Source organism: Nonomuraea sp. B10E15, from assembly GCF_039871615.1.
In the GTDB taxonomy this organism is placed as follows: Bacteria; Actinomycetota; Actinomycetes; order Streptosporangiales; family Streptosporangiaceae; genus Nonomuraea.
Genome location: NZ_JBDPMB010000012.1, coordinates 48,088 through 71,370, shown reverse-complemented (window position 1 = coordinate 71,370; position 23,283 = coordinate 48,088). Strand labels below are relative to the sequence as shown.

The following is a 23,283-nucleotide window of genomic DNA, read 5'->3' as shown; positions in this document are numbered from 1 at the left end:
ATCTAAGCCTCAGTGACGATGCGCCTGGTGCCTGGTGACCCCGAGAGGCTTGGCGGCTACTGGCTGGCCGCCAGGCTCGGCGCGGGCGGGCGCGGCGTCGTCTACGACGCCTACGATGACGACGGGCGCAGGTTCGCCGTCACGGTGCCGCGCGGCGAGGCGGCGCCCGAGTCGCGGGGCGAGGCGGGGCGCCGGTTCGAGCGGGTGACCTGCCGCCACCTGGCCGAGGTGGTCGACGCGGGGGTCGACGGCGGAGTCCCCTACGTGGTGAGCGAGTTCGTCGACGGGCCCGACCTGCGGCAGGCGATCGCCCTGCACGGGCCGTACGAACGCGACGAGCTGCTGGCGCTGGCCGGCTCGCTGGGGGCCGCGATCGACGCGCTGCACGAGGAGAAGCTGACGCACCAGGGGATCAACCCGGAATGCGTGCTCCTGGCCGCCGGAGGTCTCAAGGTGATCGAGCTCGGCCTGCCCTCCTGCCGGCCGGTGGGCGAGACGTGCACCTACCTCGCTCCCGAGGTCCTGACCGGGGAGGAGGCGGGCGCGCCGGCCGACGTGTTCGCCTGGGGGGCGGTGGTGGTGTACGCGGCCACCGGGCGCGATCCGTTCCGCGGCGAGAGCCTGGGCGGCATCATGCACCGGCTGCTCACCTTCGACCCCGACCTGAGCGACCTGCCCGAACCCCTGCGCGGCCTGGTCGGACGGGCCCTGGCCAAGGATCCCGCCGACCGGCCCGCGGCGGCCGAGCTGCTGATCGGGGCAGGAGAGGTGCTTCGCCCCCCGGAAGGCCACGCGCGCCCGCGCTCGCTCGGCGAGGTGGCCGAGGAGGTCTACCAGTCGCTCACGCCCCGGCAGCAGGAGGAGGTGCCCGGGCTGCTGCTGCGCCTGCTCGACGGCGACAACCCGCACGACGAGGGCGAGGTGCTCGGCCCGCTCATGGACGCCGGCCTGCTGGTACGCCGGAGCGTGCGCGTGGCGCCGGTCGAGACGTCCATGGGCAAGCTCGTGGCCCTCAGCGACGACCGGGTGGCCCCGGCCAGCGCCGCCCTCTACCGCGCCTGGCCCAGGCTGCGCGGCTGGGCCGCGGACGAGCGCGAGAGCATGCACGTGCACCGCCGGATCCGGGTGGCCGCCCGGCAGTGGTCGGAGCACCAGCGGGGCCGAAGCCGGCTCCTGCGCGGCGAGGCCCTCGACTCGGCGCTCGGCTGGGCCGCGACCAAGCGCCGCCACCTGCGGCTCAACCAGCTCGAACGCGACTTCATCAACGACAGCGTGGCCCTGTCCAAGCAGCGCAGGAAGCTCCTCGCCCCCTCCGTGGTGACGCTCGGCGCGCTGCTGGCCGCGGCGGTGACGATGTCCGTGGTGTCCGTGTACGGCCAGTACGACCTGCGCGACCGGCTCCTCGACGCCGACGCGCGGTCCGTGGCCGCCAGGGCCGAGGCGATGCGGTCGAGCGACCCGCGCACGGCGATGCGGCTCAGCGTGGCCGCCTGGCGGTTGTCACCCGTCTTCGAGGCGCGGGCCGCGCTGCAGGCCTCGCTCGTCCAGCCGGAGCTGGGCGTGTTCACCGACCCGGCCGCCGACCTGCGCGCCCGCTACCTGCTGCGCGGGGACGAGCTGGTCCGGTGGGACACCGGCACGGTCACCGTCTGGGACGTGGCCCGGGGGCGGCGGCTCGCCTCGTACCGGCTGCCGGCGGGGATCGTGGCGCTGAGCGACGACGGGCGCCACGCCGAGGGGGCGGGTGGGAGGCCGCTCGACGTGGCGACCGGCCGGCCGCCGTCCCCGGCCGCCACGTTCGCGATCGCCAGGGCCGGCAGGACGCGGGTCTACCGGGGGTCGCAGGTGTTGTTCGACGTCGCCGACCGCACGGTGGCGCTCGCCCGCGACGGGTCAAGGGCGGCGTTCTCCCGGCTGGACGGGCGGGTCGAGATCTGGGAGCTGGCGCCGAAGGCCCGGACGGGGACGATCGAGGTCCAGCCGCTCACCGGCCCGGACGCCGCGGCGCCCGCCCTCGCGTTCAGCCCCGACGGGACCACGCTGGCCGTGGCGGGGCGCGAGGGGGTCACGCTCGTCGCCGCCGGCCGCGCCGCCGCCCGTACACCGCGCTCCCAGCCCTCCGGGCCGCTGACCACCGCCACGGCCCCGGCGTCCCCTGCGCCTTCCACCCCGCCTTCCGCCCCGCCTTCCACCCTGTCCTCCACTCCGCCCTCCATCCCGCCGTCCTCGCACCCCTCCGCCCTGCCTTCCTCCCCGCCCTCCACCCGGCCCTCCGCCCGGCCCTCCTCGGTCGAGAAACCACCGGCGGCGGGCGACGGACGTCCCTCCACCGGCGCCCTTCCCGGCGGCGGGCGGCCGGGTGCGGACAGTGCGCGGTTCTCGCAGGTGAAGGTGCCCGGCGATGAGGGCACGACGCCTGGCGGTGTGGACGGGGTCAGGAGTCCCAGCCCTGAGAACGGCGCGGAGATGTTCCGTGCGGAGGAGCAGCGGGCACCGACCGAGACCGGCACCCTGGCCCTGGGCACGGTGGACGGCCCGCTGGACGGCCCGCCCGTCTTCAGCCCGGACGGCCGCCTGCTGGCCTTGCCGGGCGCCGGCGAGGTGCGGGTCTGGAACGTGGCCGAGCGCCGGGTCTCCGGCTCCTACCCGCTCAAGGCTCCCGGGCAGGGCCTGGCGTTCTCCCCGGACGGGCGCAGCCTGCGCTACCTGAGCGGCACCGGCTCGGTCGTCTCGCTGGACGTCGCAGGTCTCCCCGCCCCCTCCGACGCGGGCCGCACCGCCACCTTCAGCGGCAACGGCCGGTTCGCCGCCAAGGAGGTCGGCGACGCGATCGAGCTCACCGACACCGTCGCGGGCAGGACGCTCGGCCGGATCGCCGCCGCCGGCGACCTGGCCTTCGACGCGGGCGGGCGCCTGCTCGCCGTCACGGGCGACCCCGTGACCGTGTGGGAGGTGGCCGGCGCCAGGCAGGTCACCTCCATCGACGCGGGCGGCGACGTTGTCGCCGTGGCGCTCTCCCCCGACGGCGGCACGCTGGCCACCGCCCGCGGCAGCACCCTGGAGACGTGGGACGTGCGCGAGGGGCGGCGGATCAAGGTGTACGAGGGCGCGGGAGACCCGGCGCTGGCCTTCTCCCCCGACGGCTCGACGCTGGCCGCGGGCGCCAATCTGCTCGATCTCCGTACCGGCGGGATCACCCCGCTCGACCTCGCGGCGGCGCGGAACGCCCGGACCACGCCGACCGCCCTCGCCTTCTCCCCCGACGGCCGCACCCTGGCGTTCGGGCTGGACGGCGGCCGGGTGCTCCTCTGGGACGTGCACGAGCGCGAGCCGCGCGGCACCATCGGCACCGGCACGACACCGGTGGACGAGCTGCGCTTCTCGCCGCAGGGCGACCTGCTCGCGATCGACGCCGCCCGCACGTCGCTCTGGGACGTGCGCACGCTGCGCGAGGTCGGCGAGCTGGGATCCTGGGCCGCCGGGCCGGCGTTCAGCCAGGACGGCAGGCGGCTGCGCGGGGTGGCGCTCGACGGCACCGTTCGCGAGACCCCGGTCGATCCCGCGCTCACGGCGCAGGAGGTGTGCGCCAGGGCCGACGGCCCGCTGAGCGAGGAGGAGTGGAGCCGCCTGATCCCGGAGAGCGGCTACAGAGACATCTGCTGACTCGGGCGACAAGCCGGCGACCAGAGAACGCAAAGTGCTCCCGCCCATGCTGGCCGCATGGAAACCGTGCGAATCCCAGCCGTCTCCCCCCGCGAGGACGGGGAGCGCGAACCCGACCTCACATCGATGTACGTCATCCACCGCGCCATGCTCGCGGACCTGCGGCGGCTCATCGGCGTGCTGGGCGGGACCGCCCCGCTCACCGGCGGCAGGAACCGGGCCGCCCGCGCGTACGCGGCCTCGGTCCTGGCCGAGGTGCACCACCACCATGCCAACGAGGACGACCTGTTGTGGCCGATCGTGGAGCGCACGGCCGGCCACGCCGTGGACCTCAGCCCGTACACCGACGACCACCAGGCGCTCGGCCCCGTGCTCGACCGCTGCCGGGCCGCGCTGCACGGCGAGCGCCACGTGCTGAAGCGCGCCCTGGCCGAGCTGCTCGGCTTCCTGGACGAGCACATCGCGGAGGAGGAGTCCGACCTTTTCCCGATCATCTCCAGGTTCGTGCCCTACGAGGCCTACGCCTGGACGGAGAGGCAGGTCGCCAAGCGGGCGTCGTTCGGGCAGCTGACGTTCACGGCTCCGTGGCTGCTGCGCCACGCCACAGAGGACGAGGCGGAGCGGCTGCTGGCGGGCGCCGGCGCGCCGTTGCGGGTGCTGGTCGCCCTGACCAGAGGCCGGTACGCCAGGCGCGAGCGCGCGGCCTTCGGCTAGTCGTCAGGGAACATCCTGAGCACCTTGCCCTTCCGGTTGGCGACCAGATAGCCGGACCGGATCCCGTCGGACGCGTAGACGAGCAGCGCCTGCCGGATGCCGTCGAACCCGTAGTCGGGGTCCACGATCACGTAGCGCGAGGTGGGCTTGGGCACGCCCAGGTCCTTGGTCGCCTTCCTGACCAGCGCGGGCAGGGCGTCCCAGTTGTACGTGGACAGGTCCACCGTGGGGCCGCGCACCTTGCCGCCCATGGGCGACTGGCTGACCTCGCCGTCGCGGTAGGAGAAGCTGCTGTAGATCTCCGGGTCGCCCTTCACCGGCACGTCGACGGAGGCATATTCCGGATATACGACCATCTTGACCACCTTGGTCCCGCCGATGACGGGCTTGACCTTGGCGATCATGGCGCGGACACCGGCGGTTGTGAGCAGGTTCTCCTTCGCGGCCGGCGTGCCGGCGCTCGGGGACCCGGAAGCTGTGGGCCGGCGGCCGGAGGAGTCGCCGCCGGAGGGCTCCCGGCTGGGCCCCCGTCCGGAAGGCTCGCCGGCGGACGGTCCTGGACCGGACGTCTCGCCGCCGGCCGGCCCCCGGTCCGAGGGCTCGGTCACGGGAGCGTTCGCGAGCGAGCGCGAAGCACCGGGGCCGGCCGTCCCCAGCGACGGGAACCACTGCCACACCAGCACCCCGGCCGCCACGACCACAGCGGTGGACGCCGTGATCGCCACGGTGCGGGCGCCCTTGCGCGGACGGGCGCCGGCCTTCGCGACCGGCGTCCCACCCCGCGGGGGCGGGTGCGGCGCCCCGCGGTGTCCGGGCGGCGCGGTGCCGGCACCACCCGCCATCGGACGTGCAGCCCAGGACCCCGACGAGTGCGACCCGGACAGCTGCGGTCCTGAGGGCATCGGGGCGTGCGGTGCCGGCGGGCCGGAGGCGGCGCCGGGGCCGGGCGGGTCCGAGAACGCCGGCGGGTAGGAGCCGGGTGGCGCTCCGCCGGCCGACTCCAGCATGCGGTCCAGGGTCGCGGCGTCCGGCCTGGCCTCCAGGTCGCGTACGAGCAGGGCGGCGAGCACCGGCGCGAGCGGCCCGGCGCGCTCGGGCGGCGGCACCTCCTGGTTGAGCACGGCCGCCAGCGTGGCCAGCGCCGTGCTCCTGCGCAGCGGATGCCGCCCCTCCACCGCCACGTACATCATCATGCCGAGCGACCACAGGTCGGCGGCCGGCTCGCCCTCGACGCCGTTGATGCGCTCGGGCGCCATGTACTCGGGCGAGCCGATGAACGCGCCCGTGGCCGTCAGGGTCGTGGACTCGCGTACCGCCGCGATGCCGAAGTCGGTGAGCACCGACCGGCCGTCCTCGCGCAGCAGCACGTTGGCGGGTTTGACGTCGCGGTGCTGGATGCCGACGGCGTGCGCGGCGCGTAAGGCGGACAACACCTCGCGGCCGAGGCGGGTCACCGCGTCGGGAGGCATGGGGCCGTGCCGGATGCGGTCCTGCAGGGAACCGCCGGGGACCAGCTCCATGACGATCCACGGGTAGTCGTGCTCTCCCGGGTCGACGATGTGGTGGATGACGGCCACGTGCGGGTGGTTGAGCCGGGCCAGCGCCCTGGCCTCGCGCAGCACCCTGGCGCGCAGCTCGCGGGCGCCGGCGGGATCGTGCTCGTCCATGACGGGGTCGGGCGGTCGTACCTCCTTGAGCGCGACCTCGCGGTGCAGGGCCACGTCCCAGGCCCGCCACACCAGGCCCATGCCCCCGCCGCCGAGCCGCTCGACGAGCTCGAAACGGCCGTCGATCACCCGTCTGTGCATGAGGAGCAGATTATCCTTCCCGCGGTCAGGCACTCGTGGCCAGCGCGTCCGCCTCGATCCCGTACCGGAAGGGCAGGCCCTGGGCGTACCTGGCGATCTCGTCGAGCGCCAGGTCGGCGATGCGTCCCAGCTCGCCGCCGAGCGAGCCGGCGATGTGCGGGGTGAGCAGCACGTTGGGCAGGTCGTAGAGGGGTGAGCCGGCGGGCGGCACCTCGGGCTCGGTCACGTCGATCACCGCGTACAGCCGGCCGCTGGACAGCTCGGCGACGAGCGCGTCGTGGTCGACGAGCGCGCCGCGGGCGGTGTTGATCAGGGTCGCGCCGTCGCGCATCCGCGCGAGGCGGGCGGCGTCGACGAGGTGCCTGGTCTCGGGGATCGCGGGCGCGTGCAGGCTGATCACGTCGCACCGCTCGAACAGCTCGTCCAGCTCGACGTGGGGCACGCCGAGGTCCTCCGTCAGGTACGGGTCAGCGACGAGCACGTCGAGGTCGAACGGCCGCAGCAGCTCGATGACCCGCCGGCCGATCCAGGAGGCGCCGACGATGCCGATCGTGCGCCGGTAGTTGCCGAACCCGGGGAAGAGGCCTTCCAGGTCGAGGGAGGTCCGCTGCTCGCGGTAGAGCCTGGCGATGTCCAGCACGCGCTTGTTGGCGAACAGGATCGAGGCCAGCGTGTATTCGGCGACGGGTTCGGCGTTGGCCGCCGCCGCGGAGGAGACGAGGATGCCGCGCTCCCAGCACGCCTCGGTGACGTGGTGTTTCACGCTGCCCGCCGCGTGGACGATCGCCCGCAGCCTCGGCGCCCTGGCCAGCACGTCGCCGGTGATCGGCGGGCACCACCAGCTCGTGCAGAGCACCTCGGCCTCGGCCAGCGCGCCGGCCACGGCCGGGTCGGCGAAGTCGTCGGCGACCAGGCCGGGGTCGGTGTCGGCGACGGCGGTCAGCCGGTCGCGCGCCTGCCCGGTGAAGAGCCTTCCCGCCACCTGCCGCCCCATGGCGAGCAGGGTTTTCGGCCGCACCTCAGTCATGACGCTCCCCCCGATGGTGATCCGATCTTAGCGTTTCACCACAAGAGCTCCCATACTGCTCAGGAGGGTGGCGAGGTCAACCGTGCGCGGGCGGCGTCGATCCAGAGCCTGACGTTCGCCCGTTCACCCACCTCCAGCGCTTCCCTGTAGTGGGGTTCCGCCGGGCGCCCCAGGAAGGCGGCCAGGTCGCCGAGCACCTGGGCGGTGGGCCAGACAGCCAGATAGCCGGTGCTCCCCACCGGCTCGGCCGAGAGCGGCAGCAACGCGTCGTACGCCCGCTGCGCCCGCCCCCGGTCACCGAGGGCGACGCCGAGCAGCCCCCGGACCGCGGTCAGCAGGTGCCAGAAGTAGTCGCGCCGCACGGGAGGCGGCTCGGCGGGCACCAGAGCGCGAGCCTCGCCGGCCCGGCCCGCGCGGCAGAGCGCGAGCGCGTACAGCTCCAGCCACTGTTCGCGCCACGGCCCCACCGTCGCGAACGGCTCCAGGTCGGGCAGGATCGGCGTGAGGTCGCCGCGCATCAGGCACATGGCGTACCTGCTGAGCAGCAGCAGCCCCGTCTCGTGCTGCCACATGCCGAGCCGGCCCGCGAGCTCGGCGGCGGCACGGTAACGGGATTCGGCGGTGTCGAAGTCACCGGCGAGCGCGGCGCGCAGGCCGTCGTAGAAGCCGGTCACGGCGAGGGGCAGCGGCATGTCGTGAAGGTCGGCCAGCTGCCTGGCCCTCGCGGCGTGCCGGTCGGCGACGGAGAGCTCGGCGCGGTTGATGGCGGCCTGCATGAGGATGAGGTGGCCGAGCACCTCGACGGTCACGTCGGAGCCCGACAGGCGCAGCAGTTCGGCGCCGATCAGGGCGCGTTCCGCGTGGCCGCCGTACCGGAAGGTCTGGTGCAGGCGGCCGTTGAGGGCGAGCACGAGCAGGGCGGGGTCGCCGAGGCGGCGGGCCATCGCGACGGCCTCCTGGGAGGCGAGGTAACCGCGTTCGGTCGGCTCGCCCTCCAGCTCGAACGCCAGCGTGGTGAGCAGCCGGCAGCGGGTCGTGCCGTCGCCGGGCGGCAGCCGGGTCAGCGCCCGCTCGACCGCCTCGATCAGGGTGGTGTCGAGGGTGCCGTACTCGCGGCTGCTCCAGAACGTCGGCACCTCGAACGAGACGATCACCCGGGCCAGCAGGTCGGGGTCGTCCAGCGGCAGCGCGTCGCGGAGCGCGCGTTCCCTGTGGGTGCGGGCCGTGACGAGCCGGCCGGTGTTGGCCAGGGCGGACACCAGGGACAGGGTGAGCTCCAGGCGCCGGCGCGGGTCTCCGGTCGCGTCGAGCGCCTGCTGCCAGAGCGCGGCGGCCTCGTGATGGGCGAAGCGGCGCTCGGCCTGCTCGGCGGCGAGCCCGGCGTAGCGCGCGGCCCTGGCCGGGTCGGCGGCCGAGGCGGCGTAGTGGTGGGCGAGCGCGGCCACGTCGCCCGGGTCGTGCTCCTCGATGGCCCGGGCCACGCGCAGGTGCAGGCGGGCCCTGCGGATGCGGGACAGGTCGTCGTAGAGGGTGTCGCGGATGAGCACGTGCGCGAACCTCAGCCGCCCCGCCTCCGGCTCGGTCAGCAGCCCGGTGACCAGCCCCGACTCGATGGCCGCCAGCACGGACTCCTCGTCGGCGCCGCTGACGGCGGTCAGCACGTCGATGTCGCTCTCGCGGCCGATGACCGCGCTCTGCCGCAGGATCGTCTGGGCCTGCGCGGGCAGCCTGGCCACGCGGCGGCGCAGCACGTCACGCACGCCCGCGGGCACCGCGGCCACGCCCTCCGCGTCGAGCAGGCGCGCGGTCTCCCTGACGAAGAACGGGTTGCCGCCGGTGCGCTCGGCGACCTGCGCGACCGTGGCGGCGTCCGCCGGACGGCCGCAGGTCAGGCTGATCAGCTCGCCCACCTCGGGCGCCGCCAGGCCGTCGAGCTCCACCCTGTGCGGCTCGCGGGCGGCGATGGCGGCCAGCGCGTCGGCGAGGTGGTCGTTCGGCTCGGTGTGCCGGTAGCCGCCCGCGACCAGGACCGGCAGCCCGGCGGCGGCGCCGATCACGTGGGTGAGCATGGCCAGCGTCTCGGCGTCGGCCCGGTGCAGGTCGTCGAGCACGAGCAGCAGTGGGCGCCCGATCGACGTGACGAACGCGCCGACCGCCCGGTGCAGCCGGAACCTGGCCCCCGGGACGTCACCGCGCACCGGGGCGTCGGACAGCAGCGGCGCGAGCGCCTCAGGATCTCCGGGCGGGAAGCGGGCGGCGAGCTCGCGCAGGAGCTCGGCCCAGGCCCAGCCCGCGGGGGCGCCCTCGTGCTCGGGGCAGCGGCCCCACCCGACGGTCCAGCCCCTGCCCTCCAGCGCGTCGCGCACCTGCTCCATGAACGCCGTCTTTCCGGCGCCCGGCTCCCCGCTGACCAGGACGACGCCGCCGTCCAGCGCGGTCACGCCGGCGAGTTCGGCGCGCCTGCCGACGTACGGCTGCGCGACCGCGGCGGGCCGCGCCGCGGGGGCGGGCGGCGGCGCGGCCTCGCTGAGGTGCGCGGCCTGGGCGAGGATGTCCTCCTCCAGCCGCCGCAGCTCGGGACCCGGGTCGACGCCGAGCTCCTCGGCCAGGTGGGCGCGGGCCCTGCGCAACGCGCCGAGCGCCTCACCTTGCCGGCCGCACCGGTAGAGCGCCCTGGCCAGCAGCGCCCACACCGCCTCGCGCAGCGGGTGCTCCCCCGCCAGCCGTTCGAGATCGGGTACGGCCCCCGCCGCCCGGCCCAGCCGGATGACCGCGTCGGCGTGGCGTTCGATCGTGGACAGCCGCAGCTCTTCCAGCCGTCCCGCCTCGGCGTCGGCCCAGTGGGCGCCGGCGAACTCCTGGTAGGCGGGGCCGTGCCAGAGCGCCAGCGCCTCGGCCAGCCGCTCGTGGCCGGCCGCCGGGTCGCTCACGATGCTCTCGAACCTCCACGCGTCCACCGCCCCCGCCTCCAGGCGCAGCGCGTAGCCGGGCGGCTGGGTGACGAGCACGCCGGCGGGCGCCCGGGGCGACCTGCCCGGCTCCAGGGCCCGGCGCAGATTCGACACGTACGACTGCACGGCCGCGAGCGCCTTGGGCGGCACCTCGTGGGCGTAGAGGTCGTCGATGAGGCGGTCGACCGGCACCACCTGGCCACCGGCGGCCAGCAGGCGGGCGAGCACGGAACGCTGGCGGGGCCTGCCCAGCGCGACCGGCTCGCCGTCGAGGTGTGCGGCGAGCGGGCCGAGCACGCGGAAGGTCAGCACGATGGTGACACGGTACGGCAGCACCGCGCCAGGGGCACCTCCACGCTCACCCTCCACCAGTGGGAGCCGATCTCCGTCATCGAGGAGGCCGAGGAGGAGGGCCGGCGGCTGCTGGAGTTCCTGGCCCCTGACGACAAGCACGCGATCGCGGTCGCGGACGGCCCCTCCCGATCGTGACGTCGTCCTGACGGCCGGCGGGCCGCCCCGCATGTGAGGACGATGTGCTGCAAAGGTGGTTCTGTCGGTATGTTGGCCCACGTGCCAGAACGCAGAACTGGGCCGACGACTGGGCCGACGACCGAGCTGGTGACCTTCGGCGAGACGATGGCGCTGTTCGCCGCCCGCCGCACGGGGCCGATGCGCTTCGCCCGCGACTTCGACCTCGGTCTGGGCGGTGCCGAGTCGAACGTCGCGATCGGCGTCGCCCGGCTCGGCCACCGCGCGACCTGGATCGGCAGGGTCGGGGCCGACGAGTTCGGCGACCTGATCCGCTCGACCCTGCAGGGCGAGGGCGTGGACGCGCGGGCCATCGCCGACCCCGACGCGCCGACCGGACTGATGATCAAGGGCAGGCGCACGGCCGACCTCATCGACGTGCGCTACTACCGCAAGGACAGCGCGGGCTCGCGGCTGCGCGCCGCCGACCTCGACCCGGAGCTCATCCGGTCGGCCCGCGTGCTGCACGTCTCCGCGATCACGCCCGCGCTCTCCGGCTCGGCCCGCGAGGCCGTACACCACGCGATCGCCGAAGCCCGGGCCGCGGGGGTGCTCGTCTCGCTCGACGTCAACTACCGCAGGGCGCTGTGGACGCCTGCCGAGGCGGGGGCGTGGCTGCGCGAGACGGTCGGCGACGTGGACGTGCTGTTCGCGACCGAGGCCGAGGGCCGGCTGATCGCCGACGTCGAAGGCGCCACCGAGCTGGCCGGGGCGCTGGCGAAGCTCGGCCCGCGGCACGTGCTGATCAAGTTCGGGGCCGAGGGCGCGATGGAGCTGTCCGACGGCGTCGAGCGGCGGGCGGAGCCCTACGCCGTGACCGAGGTCGACTCCGTGGGGGCCGGCGACGCGTTCGCGGCCGGCTGGCTGGCGGACTGGCTGGCGGGGGCGGAGCCCGCGCAGCGGCTCAGCACGGCGTGCGCGGCGGGGGCGTTCGCCGTGACCTCGCAGGGCGACTGGGAGAGCCTGCCGCGGCGGGCCGACCTGAACCTGCTGCGGCGGCCCGCCGACGGTGTGAGCAGGTGATCACGCCACCTCGCCGCCGGTTGTCGAACGGTTGACTCGTACGCCGGCCCGTAGCATGGCCTCCATGAAGCGCCCGCTGGGAGAGCTCGAGTCCACGATCATGGACAGGATGTGGTCCTACCGCCGGCCCGCCTCCGTTCGTGACGTTCTCGAAGACCTCCGCCGGGAGCGCGAGATCGCCTACACCACGGTCATGACCGTGATGGACAAGCTGCACACCAAGGGCCTGCTCAAGCGCGAGCCGGTCGGCCGGGCCTACGTCTACGAGCCGATCTTCACCAAGGAGGCCTACACCGCGGAGCTGATGCGGCACGCGCTGGCCGCCAGCGGCAACCAGGCCGCCACTCTGGTCCACTTCCTGGAGCGGCTCACGCCCGAGGAGGCCACCGCGCTGGAGGCCGCGCTGCGGGTCTGTCCCCCCAAGGGCCACCGGGCCTAGCGAGCAGCCCCGGGCCGGATCCGGCGTCCGCGTCATCGGGGCCATTCCTTTCCCTGTTTCCGCTACGGGCTTGGGGGCAGGCGGGGAGGACTCGTCCGGGGGAAGGAACGATGATGACTGATGTTTCCGGCATGGGTTCCGGGCCGAACGACGAGCGCGAGGTGCTCACCAACCGGCAGGGACACCCGGTCTACGACAACCAGAACCAGCGGACGATCGGCCCGCGCGGCCCCGCGACGCTGGAGAACTACCAGTTCCTGGAGAAGATCAGCCACTTCGACCGGGAGCGCATTCCCGAGCGCGTGGTGCACGCCAGGGGCACGACCAGCTATGGCTTCTTCGAGGCGTACGGCAAGCTCGGCGACGAGCCGATCAGCCGGTTCACCAGGGCCAAGCTCTTCCAGGAGGCGGGCAAGCGCACCGACGTCGCCCTGCGCTTCTCCACCGTGATCGGCGGCCGGGACTCCGCGGAGACCGCCCGTGACCCGCGCGGTTTCGCGGTCAAGTTCTACACCGAGGACGGCAACTGGGATCTTGTCGGCAACAACCTGGCGGTCTTCTTCATCAGGGACGCCATCAAGTTCCCTGACGTGATCCACTCGCTCAAGCCGGACCCGGTCACGTTCCGGCAGGATCCCAACCGCATCTTCGACTTCATGTCGCAGACGCCCGAGAGCCTGCACATGCTGGTCAACCTGTTCAGCCCGCGCGGCATCCCCGCCGGCTACCGGCACATGCAGGGGTTCGGCGTGAACACCTACAAGTGGGTCAACCGGCAGGGCGAGTCGTTCCTGGTGAAGTACCACTGGATGCCCAAGCAGGGCGTGCGCAGCATGACCGAGGCCGACGCCTCGGTCATCCAGGGGAACGACCTCGGGCATGCCACCAAGGACCTGCACGACGCCATCGAGCGCGGCGACTACCCGGAGTGGGAGCTGCTGGTCCAGCTGATGAGCGACGACGAGCATCCCGAGCTCGACTTCGACCCGCTGGACGACACCAAGGTGTGGCCGGAGAACGAGTTCCCCGCCCTGCCGGTCGGCCGGCTGGTGCTCGACAGGAACGTGGACAACCAGTTCGCCGAGAACGAGCAGGCCGCGTTCGGCACCGGCGTGCTCGTGGACGGGCTCGACTTCTCCGACGACAAGATGCTCATCGGCCGGACGTTCTCCTACAGTGACACCCAGCGCTACCGCGTCGGGCCCAACTACCTCCAGTTGCCGGTCAACCAGGCCAGGAACGCCGCCATCCGCACCAACCAGCGCGACGGGCTGATGACGTACTTCGTCGACACCGGGGGCGAGGACCCGCACATCAACTACGAGCCGTCGCTGCGCGGCGGCCTGCGCGAGGCCGAGTACCCGCATCCGGACGAGGTCGGCCCCGAGGTCAGCGGGAGGCTCACCCGCAAGCGCATCCCGCGCGCCAACGACTACGTCCAGCCGGGGCAGCGCTACCTGCTCATGGAGCAGTGGGAGCGCGACGACCTCGTGCACAATTTCGTCTCCGCGCTGCGGCAGTGCGACCGGGGCATCCAGGAGCGCATGGTCTGGCACTTCCTGCTCGCCGAGGACGAGCTCGGGCTGCGCGTGGGCGAGGGGCTGGGCATCAGCCCCGACGACGTGGCGGGGCTGGAGCCGTTGAAGAGCCAGGACCTCACCGACGAGGACCGTGACCGGCTGGCCAAGCTGGGCAGGAACGGCCCTCGTGACGTCGAGGGGCTGAAGATGACGCACTGCGTGCCGAACGGGCGCGCCGCGCACGCCGAGCGCTGACGCCGTGTACTTCCCGCTCGGGCGGCTACGGGCCCCTGTCGTCTCGGGCTCGGGCCAGCAGGTGGTCGAGGAGCGCGCGGGCCGTGTCCGACAGCTCGCGCTCGCTGGTGAAGCAGGCGACCAACCGGCGGGCGGCCCACGGTTCGGCCAGCTCCGTGGCGGCCAGGGCGCCGCCGGCGAGCCGGTCGCGGACGCTGTGGCGGGGCAGGATGGCGATGCCGATGCCCTCCGCCACCGCGTCGCAGACCAGCTCGGCGCTGGGCAGCCCGATGCGGTACACCGGACGGGCGCCCAGCGGCAGGGCATGTGTCTCCAGATGCTCCTGCAGCGGATTGGCGCTGTTCAGGCCGACGAGCGGGCGCCCGAGCACGTCCGGGTAGGACACCTCGGGCTGCCCGGCCAGCGGATCGTCCGGGAGGGTGACGACCACCAGCGGATCGGGGCGGATCACCCGGGTCCCGAGCCGGCCGAGGTCGACCGAGTCGGCGACGATCCCCAGGTCGATCCGCCGTTCCGCCACGGCGGCGACGATCCGCCGGCTCGGGCGCTCCTCCAGCTCGATGCGGGCACGCGGGTGTGCGGTCAGGAACGAGATGGCCGCCGCGGGCACGACACTCGTGCTCGCCGCGGCGTTGGCCTGGACGCGGACGGTGGCACCATGCCCCTGCGCGTACTCGTCCAGCTCGGTGTGGAGCCGGTCGACCGTACGGCTCACGGTCCTGGCGTGGCGCAGCAGTAACTGCCCGGCCGGGGTGAGGGTCACACCGCGGCGACCTCGGTCGAACAGCGTCACCCCCAGGGTGCGTTCGAGGCCGCGGATGCGTCCGCTGGCCGAGGGCAGGGACAGGCGGGCTCTTGCCGCGCCGTGCGTGATGCTGCCCGTCTCGGCCACCGCCATGACCAGGTCGAGATCTATGAGGTCCACTGGAGGCTCCCGTCTCCGTGCCAGCCTTCGGGTCTGCCGAAGGCACCCTGCAAACACTCCGCATTTACCAGGTTCTTCACAAGTAGCATGCTCAGAACCTGATGACACATTCGGTTCCACCCAGCACTGCGCGCGGGAGCGCGCTCGCCCTGACCGGGATCTGCCTCGGGTTCTTCCTGGTCCTGTTCGACGCCACCGCGGTGAACGTCGCTGCCGGGGACATCGCCGCCGATCTGGGCGCGTCGATGGTCACCCTGCAATGGGTGCTCAACGCCTACACCGTCGCGTTCGCAGCCCTGATGCTCACCGCGGGCAACATCGGTGACCGGTGGGGCGCACGCCGTACCCACCAGGCCGGCGCCGTGCTGTTCGCGCTGGCCAGCGCGGCGTGCGCAGTCGCTCCTGACGCGATCACGTTGATCATGGCGCGGGCCGCGCAGGGGGCCGGTGCGGCAGCGGTGGTGCCGTGCTCGTTGGCGCTCATCGCGCACCGCTTCCCGGAGGGCGCGCACCGAGCCCGGGCGCTGGGCGTCTGGGGCGGCGTGTCCGGCATCGGGCTGACCGCTGGACCGGTCGTCGGCGGCTGGCTGGTCGCGGCGCTGGGCTGGCGCGCGGTTTTCCTCGTTGTGGTGCCGATCTCCTTGGTTTCCATGGGGATCGTCGCCGCGCGCATCGGGGAGACCCCGCGCCACACCGCGACCCGGCCCGATCTGCCTGGTCAGTCGCTCGCCATCGCATCCCTGCTCGCGTTGACCGCTGCGCTGACCATGACCTCGACGCTGGGCTGGCACGCACCTGCGGTGCTGGGCCTGCTCGGCGTCGCCGTGATCGCCGCAATCGCGTTCGTGGTGGTTGAACACCACGTCAGCGAGCCGATGTTGCCGCCGGCACTTTTCGCCGGCAGCCGGTTCGGCGGCGCGACCAGTGTGGGGCTGCTGTTCAATCTCGGGCTCTACGGCGTCCTGTTCTGCCTCACCGTCTTTCTGGAGCGTACGCTTCGCCAGTCACCCCTGGTGGTCGGTGTGGTGCTGTCGCCGCTGACCGCGGTCGTCGCCCTCGGCGCGCTGTTCTCGGGCCGTGTGACCCACCGGTGGGGGCCCCGGGTGCCCATGGTGTCGGGCCTGGCCGGCGGCCTCCTCGGCACCTGTCTGCTGGCCGGCTGGGGAGACGATTCGTCGGTCGCGGTCCTTGCCGGGTTCGGCGCGATCACGGGCCTCGTCGGCCTGTGCATGCCGGCCATGACCGGAGTGGCGCTGGGCGCCGCCGGGCCGCGGCGAGCCGGCCTCGGCGCCGCCACCCTCAACGCGGCACGACAGGCCGGGGGCGCGATAGGCGTCGCGCTGCTCGGCAGCACCGCGGTGCAGCGGTCCGCCACGGGCGTCCCGGCCGCCGGCCTGCCGCACCTGCGACTGCCCATGATCCTGGCGGCCGTCGGCTACCTGGTCGCGATCGCCGTCACGTTCGCCGCGACGCGGAGAACCCCGCCTTCCGAGCGCGCCGCGCACGCCGAGCGCTGACCTGCCACTTTATGTCCGGGCCTCCGGGGTAGGGCTCGGGCATAGGGAGGTGCCCACGATGGATGACAAGCAGTGGAACGTGCAGATCTGGATCCATGAGGACGACGAGGACGCCGTGACCACGGCCACGGTGGCCCTGTTCACGGCGGACGGCAAGCGGCACGAGAGCGTCGGGCGCGCCCGGCGCAATCCCGTCGACCGGCCCGTACCCGGGATCGGGGACGAGCTGGCCGTCGGGCGGGCGTTGTCCGACCTGTCGGCGAAGCTCATCCAGGACGGCGCGGAGGACGTCGCCCAGCTGTCCGGCACTGCCTGACCGGCCCTGTCCAGCCGGCCCTGTCCAGCCGGCCCTGTCCAGCCGGCCCTGTCCAGCCGGCCCTGTCCAGCCGGCCCTGTCCAGCCGGCCCTGTCCAGCTGCCAGGGCCTGACCCGCCGGCCTGGCCGGCCGTCTCACCAGGGCTAGAGCAGGCCGGCGGCGGCCAGGAGCTTGCCGATCTCGCCGGTCTCGTCGTCGTTGAGCGGGGTCTGCGGGAGCGCGGTGACCGGGCAGTCGATGATCCCGCGCAGGTGCAGCGCGGCCTTGAACGCTCCAAGGCCGGACGAGCTGCCGCCCATGCGCGAGCCGCCCACGCGGACGATCTCGAACAGCCTGACCAGGCGCTCCTGCTCGACCCTGGCCGCCTCCCAGTCGCCGCGGGAGGCGCACCGGTAGAGCTCGGCGTAGCCGTGCGGGTCGACGTTGCCCAGCCCGGGCACCACTCCGTCGGCGCCCATCCAGAGGGCCGAGTCCACGGTCACCTCCGACCCGGTCAGCACGCTGAACGGCGCCGTACGGCCCATGATGACCTCGCGCAGGCCGCCGTCGTCGCCGCTGGAGTCCTTGACCCCGGCCAGCGCGCCCTCCGCGGCCAGTCCGAGCACCAGCTCTGCGCTCAACTTGGTGTGCACCGAGACGGGCAGGTCATAGGCGTAGACCGGCAGCCCGCCCCGCGCGGCGATCGTACGGAAATGCGTGCGGATCTCGTCGGGGTGGGTGCGCGTGTAGAACGGCGCGGTCGCCACCAGCCCCGACACCCCTGCCTCGCGCGCGACGCGGGCGTGTTCGAGCACCCGCGGCGTCGTCATGTCGATCACCCCGGCCAGCACCGGCACCTGACCGCCCACGTGCCCGACCACGGTGTCCAGCACGGCCCGCCGCTGCGCGTCCGTCAGGTACGCCACCTCCGACGAGGAGCCCAGCACGAACAGCGCGTCCACTCCCCCGCCCAGCAGGTGGTCGACCAGCCGGGTGAGCGACGCGGTGTCCACCTGGTGGTCGGGGGTCATGGGGGTGCACACCGGGGGGATCACACCGGTAAGCCTCATGGGCGCTCCTGGATCAGTTCGAGGTCGGTCGCTCCTGCCGCCACCGGATGGTGGCAGTGGAACAGATGGTCGTCGTCCGTCTGCGCCGCGGGCATCTCCGCCGCGCAGGCGTCGTCCGCCCGCCAGCACCGCGTGCGGAACGGGCAGCCGCTCGGCGGCCTGGTGGCCGACGGCACGGCGCCCACGAGCGGGATCGGGTTGATCGGCGAGATCAGCCCGGGGGTGGCGGAGAACAGCGCCCGCGTGTACGGGTGCCGGGCGCTCAGCGGCACGGCCTGCGCGGGTGTCTGCTCGACGATCCGGCCCAGGTACATGGTGACGACGCGGTCGCTCATCCTGCGTACGGTCTGGATGTCGTGCGAGACGAACACCAGCGCCAGCCCGAGCCGTTCCTTGAGGTCGAGCAGCAGGTTGAGGATCTGGGCGCGGACGGACACGTCGAGCGCGCTGGTGGGCTCGTCGGCCACGACCAGCTCGGGTTCGAGGGCGAGTGCCCTGGCCACGGCCACGCGCTGGCGCTGGCCGCCGGACAGCTGGCTGGGCAGCGCTTCGGCGGCGCTGGACGGCAACCCGACCAGGTCGATCAGCTCGCGTACGCGGGCGTCGCGCTGGGCGGGCGTGCCGCGGCGGTGCACGTTGAGCGGGTCGCGCAGCACCTGCCGGACGGGCAGGCGCCGGTTGAGCGCCGTGGACGGGTCCTGGAAGATCATGCCGACGCTCGACCCGACGAGTGCGCGCCGGTCGGCCTCCTTGAGGCCCCACAGGTCCTCGCCGCGGAAGGTCACGGTGCCGGAGGTCGGCCGCTGCAGGCCGACCAGCACCTTGGCCAGCGTCGACTTGCCGCAGCCCGACTCGCCGACGATGCCGACGGTCTCGCCGGCGGCGACGGTGAGGTTCGCGCCGGTCAGGGCGTAGACGCGGTCCCGCGTGAAGAGGCCGCCGGAGCGGGCCTTGTGCACGACGTGCACGTCGTCGAGCTCAAGCACGCTGTTCACTCCTCGTCTCGCGGTTCGGGTCCGGTGCGGCGGTCACCGGGTGGTGGCAGGCCACCGCGTGCGTGGCGTCCCCGTTGAGCGGGCCCCGCAGGACGGGGGCCTCGGTACGGCACACGTCGGTGGACATCGGGCACCGGTCGGCGAACCGGCAGCCGCTGGGGAAGTCGGCGGGGGCGGGCACGACGCCGCGGATCTGCGTGAGCCGCTCGGCCCCGGCCTCCAGAGACAGCACCGAGCCGAGCAGGCCGCGGGCGTAGTGGTGGGCGGGCGCGCCGACGAGGGAGGGCGTGGCGCCGGTCTCGACGATCTGGCCGCCGTACATGACGACCACGCGGTCGGTGACGTCGGCGACGAGGGCGAGGTCGTGCGAGACGAGGATCAGCGCGAACCCGAGCTCCTCGCGCAGCTTCAGCAGCAGCTCGATGACCTGCGCCTGGACGGTCACGTCGAGCGCCGTGGTGGGCTCGTCGGCGACGATCAGCTTGGGCTCGCGCGACAGCGCCATCGCGATGAGCACCCGCTGCCGCTGCCCGCCCGACAGCTCGTGCGGGTAGGAGGTCAGGGTGCGGCGGGCGTCGAGGCCGACGAGTTCGAGCAGCTCGGCGGGGGTGCGCCGGCCGCCGCGGCGGGTGAGCTGCTTGAGCTGGGCGTTGATGGTCATGGCGGGGTTGAGGGAGGACAGCGCGTCCTGGTAGATCATCGCCATCTCGTGCCCGAGCAGCCGGCGGCGGGCGCGGCGCGGCAGCGAGAGCAGCTCCCGCTGGTCGAAGCGCACGTGGCCGCTGACGCGGGCGTCGCGGGGCTGCAGGCCCATGATGGTCAGCGCGGTCAGCGACTTGCCGCAGCCCGACTCGCCCACCAGGCCGAGCACCTCGCCGGGGCGCACCTCGAAGCCGATGCCGTCGACGATGTCCACGCCCTCGGCGAACCCGATGCGCAGCCGTTCCACCGTGAGGATCGGCGGCCCCTGGGGCAGCGGGCGGGCGCGTTCGGCCAGCCGGCGCGCGGCCTCGGCCAGCCCGGGCAGCTCGACGGCCTCGCCGGAGCCCGGCTGGGCCCGCTCGAAGGCGTCCTCGTCCTTCCTGACCGGCGCCTTGCGGGCGGCGGGCGCGGCCCAGGCGTCGGAGATGCCTTCGGAGAGGATGTTCAGGGCGAGCACGGTCAGCAGGATCAGCAGGCCGGGGAAGACCGTGCCCCACCAGCCGCCGAGCAGCACCAGGTTCTTGCCGTCGGCGATGACGCTCCCCCACGACGGGTCCGGCGGCCGCACGCCGGCGCCGATGAACGACAGCGACGCCTCGAACACGATGGCGTCGGCCACCATCACCGTGCAGAACACCAGCACCGGCGCCGCGCAGTTGATCGCGACGTGCTTGATGACGATGTGCGGGGTGCGGGCGCCGATGATGCGCTCGGCCGCGACGTAGTCCTCGCCGTACTGGGCGAGGACGTTGGCCCGTACGACCCTGGCCACGGACGGCATGTAGAGGAAGGCGATGGCCATGACCAGGACGGGGATGCTGCCGCCGAACACGGCCACGAGCACGGCCGCCAGCGCGATGCCGGGGAACGCCATGATGACGTCGAGCAGGCGCATGATCGTCTCGTCGACGGCCCTGCGCGAGGTGGCCGCGACGGCGCCGATGGCCGCGCCGGCCACCAGGGCGAGCCCGGTCGCGCCGAGGCCGATGATGAGCGACCAGCGGGCGCCGTACAGGAGCCTGGACAGGATGTCGCGGTTGGCGCTGTCGAGCCCCATCCAGTGCTCGGCCGACGGGCCGCCGCCGGACGCCTCCTGGAAGAACGGCGAGTGCGGCGCGATGAGCGGCGCCAGCACCGCCGCCAGCACGACGGCGGCGATGAGGCCGAGCGAGATCCACGACAGCGGCTTCAGCCTGCGGAACGTCACGCCCGGCCGGGCCAGGCGGTCGGTGAGTCCGCGTCTCATGAGGCGCTCCTGAGGCGGGGGTTGACCAGCAGGTAGAGGACGTCGACGGCCAGGTTGACGATCATGAAGCCGACGGCGATGGTCAGCACCACGCCCTGGACGACGGCGGGGTCGCCGTCGCGCACAGCGTTGATCATGAGCTGTCCCATGCCGGGCAGCCCGTAGATCGTCTCGATGACCACGGTGCCGCCGATCAGGTAGCCGATGCGCAGGCCGAGCACGGTCAGCGGGTTGATCAGCGCGTTGCGCAGCACGTTCCTGCCGATGACCACGATCGGCGGCAGTCCGCTGCCGTACGCGGTGCGTACGTAGTCGCGGTCCAGCTCCTCCACCACCGACGTGCGGATGATGCGGGTGAGCTGGGCGGCGATCGGCAACGACAACGACAGGGCGGGCAGCGTCATCGACCGCAGCCAGCCGGCGAACGAGTCGGCCGGGTTGATGTAGCCGCTGGTGGGGAACAGCCCTTCACCGACCGCCAGCCACTGGATCATCAGCAGCGCCAGCCAGAACGACGGCGCCGCCACCCCGATCAGCGACACCAGGCGGACGAGCTGGTCCGGCCAGCGGTCGCGGTACAGCGCCGCGACCACGCCGAACACGAACGACAGCACGAGCCCCACGACCAGGCCGAGGAGCGTCAGCTGCAGCGTCAGCGGCAGGGCCGTCGTCACCGACTCGATGACCGGTTTCCTGGTGAGCACGCTGGTGCCCATGTCGCCCTGCGCCAGGTCCATGACGAAGCGGACGTAGCGCACGGGGAGCGGGTCCAGCAGCCCGTTCTCGAGCTGGAACCGGCGGATCTGCTCGGCGGTCGGGTTCGCGCCCTGGAAGTACGCGTACTCCGGCTTGCTGTTGGAGAAGCGCATCACGATGAACACGAACGCGATCACGCCGAGCACCAGCGGGATCAGGATGAGGAGCCGCCGCAGCAGCATCCGGGCGACGAGCGTCATGTCCTCTTGGCCTGGAGGAGGTTGATGCCGGGGTACGGCTGGGCCTCGACGCCGGACAGCTTCTTCGCGTCCCAGGCGGTCATGAGCTCGGTGTGGACGACCGGGTAGAGCACGGCCTGCTCAGCGATCATGTCCAGATATCTGTGGACCGTCGCCTTCTTCTTCTCCTTGTCCGGCTCCTTGGTCGCCTCGTCCATCAGGGCGAACAGCGCATCGGCGTCCTTGCTGCCGTCGTAGCCGGCGTACTTCATCCACAGGCCGCCCTTGACGAAGTTGTAGCGGCAGATCAGGTCGGCGTCCATGCCGAACTGGTTGGGGTTCGAGGCCGCGGCGACCACCTGGTAGTCCTGGTCCTGGTCCATCTTGGTGAACAACGCCGCCGTGTCCTGCGGCTCCAGCGTGGTCTTGATGCCGACCGCCTCCCACGAGGCGGCGATGGTCGGCAGGCAGTCGGCGATCCAGCTCACGTTGACGGCCATCAGGTTGACCGTCAGGTCGCTGACGCCCGCCTCCTTCAGCAGCGCCTTCGCCTTGTCGGGGTCGTAGTCGTAGACGACGGAGGCCCGCTTGTGGTCGGGGTGGCCCTCGTTGAGGAAGGAGCTGGAGGCCGTGCCGTGGCCCTTGAGCGCCACGTCGATCATCTTCTGCTTGTCGATCGCGTAGTGCAGCGCCTGGCGCACCCGTACGTCGTCGAACGGCTTGGCCTCCGTGTTGAACATCAGGAACATGTGGTTCATGCCCTTGCCGCCCTCGACCGTCAGCCCCTGCTGCTTGAGCTGGTCGACGTTGGCGTAGGGGATGTTGTCGGCGATCTGCGCCTCGGCCGAGCCGCCGGAGATCTTGGCCACGCGGGCGGCGGCGTCGACGATCGTCAGCCAGTTCATCTTCTTGACCGTGGCGGGGCGCGGGCCGTTGTAGCCGTCGTACGCCTCGAAGGAGGTGTTGGACTTGGGGTTGTGCGCGGCCAGCTTGTACGGCCCCGACCCCACGGCTTTGCCGCCCTTGGCCTGGTCCCAGGCGCCGGCCTGGGAGAACACGTGCTTGGGCATGATCTTGGCGATGGTCAGCCGGGGAGCGGCGTCGGCGAAGGGGAACGTGAAGACCAGCTCGACGTTCCGGTCGTCGATCTTCTTCACCTCCTTCAGCCAGGACCTGAAGAAGTTGCCGATCAGCACGTTGGCCTCGGGGTCGAGGACCCGTTCGAAGGTGAAGACGACGTCGTCGGCGGTGACCGGCTTCCCGTCGTGCCACGTGGCGCCCTCTCGGAGGGTGAAGTTCCATGAGGTCGCGTCCAGGTCGGACGGCAGCTCGGTGGCGAGCGCGGCGTACGGCTCGCGGGTGATCGGATCGGTGTCGAGCAGCCCTTCGTAGACGTGGCTGATCCCCGCCATCGCGAAGGCGGACGCGGTCTGCGTCGGGTCCCAGCTCTGATCGTTGCCGTAGCCGATGACGGCGGTGATCAGGTCCTTGTTGGTTCCGGCGCCGACCGAGCCGGTCGACGCCGGGCCTCCGGAACAGGCGGAGAGGGTGGCCGCGATGAACGCCGCCGCACCCGTCGCTCCGCTGTAACGCAGGAAGTCGCGGCGGCTGAAGTCAGAGCTCACGGATGCCTCCTGAGGGGTAGAACATGGGACGTCCCATGTCCTATC

The 23,283-nt window shown here is 72.9% G+C and carries 17 protein-coding genes; 8 read left to right on the top strand and 9 right to left on the bottom strand.

From position 1 onward, the window contains the following. Positions 1–27 precede the first annotated feature (27 nt). Together ABGB14_RS29285 and ABGB14_RS29280 are read left to right on the top strand one after the other, a co-directional pair. Positions 28–3,663 (top strand): serine/threonine-protein kinase, encoded by a 3,636-nt coding sequence (locus ABGB14_RS29285; RefSeq protein ID WP_347647046.1) that lies wholly within the window; start codon positions 28–30, stop codon positions 3,661–3,663. Between the two features lie 57 nt (positions 3,664–3,720). Further along, positions 3,721–4,377 carry a hemerythrin domain-containing protein gene (locus tag ABGB14_RS29280; protein ID WP_347647045.1) on the top strand — a complete coding sequence of 219 codons (657 nt, stop codon included), beginning with the start codon at positions 3,721–3,723 and terminating at the stop codon, positions 4,375–4,377. On the opposite strand, the gene ABGB14_RS29275 is transcribed toward ABGB14_RS29280, so the two are convergent. The 3 genes from ABGB14_RS29275 to ABGB14_RS29265 are packed head-to-tail and all read right to left on the bottom strand — an operon-like array spanning position 4,374 to position 10,355. Continuing rightward, entirely contained in the window at positions 4,374–6,185 is a 1,812-nt protein-coding gene (locus ABGB14_RS29275; protein ID WP_347647044.1) for a protein kinase, read from the bottom strand. The two genes, ABGB14_RS29280 and ABGB14_RS29275, sit on opposite strands and share 4 nt — an antisense overlap. Positions 6,186–6,210: 25 nt before the next feature. Next, positions 6,211–7,212: a hydroxyacid dehydrogenase gene (locus tag ABGB14_RS29270; RefSeq protein ID WP_347647043.1), complete on the bottom strand. Its 1,002-nt coding sequence runs from the start codon at positions 7,210–7,212 to the stop codon at positions 6,211–6,213. A gap of 59 nt (positions 7,213–7,271) precedes the next feature. Then, positions 7,272–10,355 (bottom strand): BTAD domain-containing putative transcriptional regulator, encoded by a 3,084-nt coding sequence (locus ABGB14_RS29265; protein ID WP_347647042.1) that lies wholly within the window; start codon positions 10,353–10,355, stop codon positions 7,272–7,274. Between ABGB14_RS29265 and ABGB14_RS29260 the strand changes: the two genes are divergently transcribed. The 4 genes from ABGB14_RS29260 to ABGB14_RS29245 all read left to right on the top strand — a co-directional run bounded on the left by ABGB14_RS29260 (position 10,317) and on the right by ABGB14_RS29245 (position 13,928). Beyond that, positions 10,317–10,652 (top strand): hypothetical protein, encoded by a 336-nt coding sequence (locus ABGB14_RS29260; RefSeq protein WP_347647041.1) that lies wholly within the window; start codon positions 10,317–10,319, stop codon positions 10,650–10,652. The genes ABGB14_RS29265 and ABGB14_RS29260 overlap by 39 nt on opposite strands. 81 nt (positions 10,653–10,733) lie before the next feature. Next, the gene (locus ABGB14_RS29255; RefSeq protein ID WP_347647040.1) at positions 10,734–11,714 is read left to right on the top strand and encodes a sugar kinase; all 981 of its coding nucleotides are present in this window, start codon (positions 10,734–10,736) and stop codon (positions 11,712–11,714) included. A gap of 64 nt (positions 11,715–11,778) precedes the next feature. After that, the gene (locus ABGB14_RS29250) at positions 11,779–12,153 is read left to right on the top strand and encodes a BlaI/MecI/CopY family transcriptional regulator (protein ID WP_347647039.1); all 375 of its coding nucleotides are present in this window, start codon (positions 11,779–11,781) and stop codon (positions 12,151–12,153) included. A gap of 113 nt (positions 12,154–12,266) precedes the next feature. Then, positions 12,267–13,928, top strand: a complete 1,662-nt coding sequence (locus ABGB14_RS29245; protein WP_347647038.1) for a catalase — start codon at positions 12,267–12,269, stop codon at positions 13,926–13,928. A gap of 25 nt (positions 13,929–13,953) precedes the next feature. Here the strand turns inward: ABGB14_RS29245 and ABGB14_RS29240 are convergent, their stop codons facing one another. Then, positions 13,954–14,853, bottom strand: a complete 900-nt coding sequence (locus tag ABGB14_RS29240) for a LysR family transcriptional regulator (RefSeq protein WP_347647037.1) — start codon at positions 14,851–14,853, stop codon at positions 13,954–13,956. A gap of 101 nt (positions 14,854–14,954) precedes the next feature. Here ABGB14_RS29240 and ABGB14_RS29235 point away from each other — a divergent pair, with 101 nt between their 5' ends. Then, positions 14,955–16,370: an MFS transporter gene (locus ABGB14_RS29235; RefSeq protein ID WP_347647036.1), complete on the top strand. Its 1,416-nt coding sequence runs from the start codon at positions 14,955–14,957 to the stop codon at positions 16,368–16,370. A gap of 58 nt (positions 16,371–16,428) precedes the next feature. Further along, positions 16,429–16,686 carry a DUF1876 domain-containing protein gene (locus ABGB14_RS29230; protein ID WP_347647035.1) on the top strand — a complete coding sequence of 86 codons (258 nt, stop codon included), beginning with the start codon at positions 16,429–16,431 and terminating at the stop codon, positions 16,684–16,686. 143 nt (positions 16,687–16,829) lie between these two features. Here ABGB14_RS29230 and ABGB14_RS29225 read toward each other — a convergent pair whose 3' ends face one another. From ABGB14_RS29225 to ABGB14_RS29205, 5 genes are read right to left on the bottom strand one after another with little or no spacing between them, the layout of a single operon-like run. Further along, entirely contained in the window at positions 16,830–17,735 is a 906-nt protein-coding gene (locus tag ABGB14_RS29225) for a dihydrodipicolinate synthase family protein (RefSeq protein ID WP_347647034.1), read from the bottom strand. Next, entirely contained in the window at positions 17,732–18,721 is a 990-nt protein-coding gene (locus ABGB14_RS29220) for an ABC transporter ATP-binding protein (RefSeq protein ID WP_347647033.1), read from the bottom strand. Before ABGB14_RS29220 ends, ABGB14_RS29225 begins: the two co-directional genes overlap by 4 nt. Then, positions 18,714–20,678, bottom strand: coding sequence for a dipeptide/oligopeptide/nickel ABC transporter permease/ATP-binding protein (locus ABGB14_RS29215; RefSeq protein WP_347647032.1), 1,965 nt, complete (start codon positions 20,676–20,678; stop codon positions 18,714–18,716). The genes ABGB14_RS29220 and ABGB14_RS29215 overlap by 8 nt, the downstream gene beginning before the upstream one ends. Further along, positions 20,675–21,634 (bottom strand): ABC transporter permease, encoded by a 960-nt coding sequence (locus ABGB14_RS29210; RefSeq protein ID WP_347647031.1) that lies wholly within the window; start codon positions 21,632–21,634, stop codon positions 20,675–20,677. The genes ABGB14_RS29215 and ABGB14_RS29210 overlap by 4 nt, the downstream gene beginning before the upstream one ends. Beyond that, positions 21,631–23,238 (bottom strand): ABC transporter substrate-binding protein, encoded by a 1,608-nt coding sequence (locus tag ABGB14_RS29205; RefSeq protein ID WP_347647030.1) that lies wholly within the window; start codon positions 23,236–23,238, stop codon positions 21,631–21,633. The genes ABGB14_RS29210 and ABGB14_RS29205 overlap by 4 nt, the downstream gene beginning before the upstream one ends. Between the last annotated feature and the right edge of the window lie 45 nt (positions 23,239–23,283).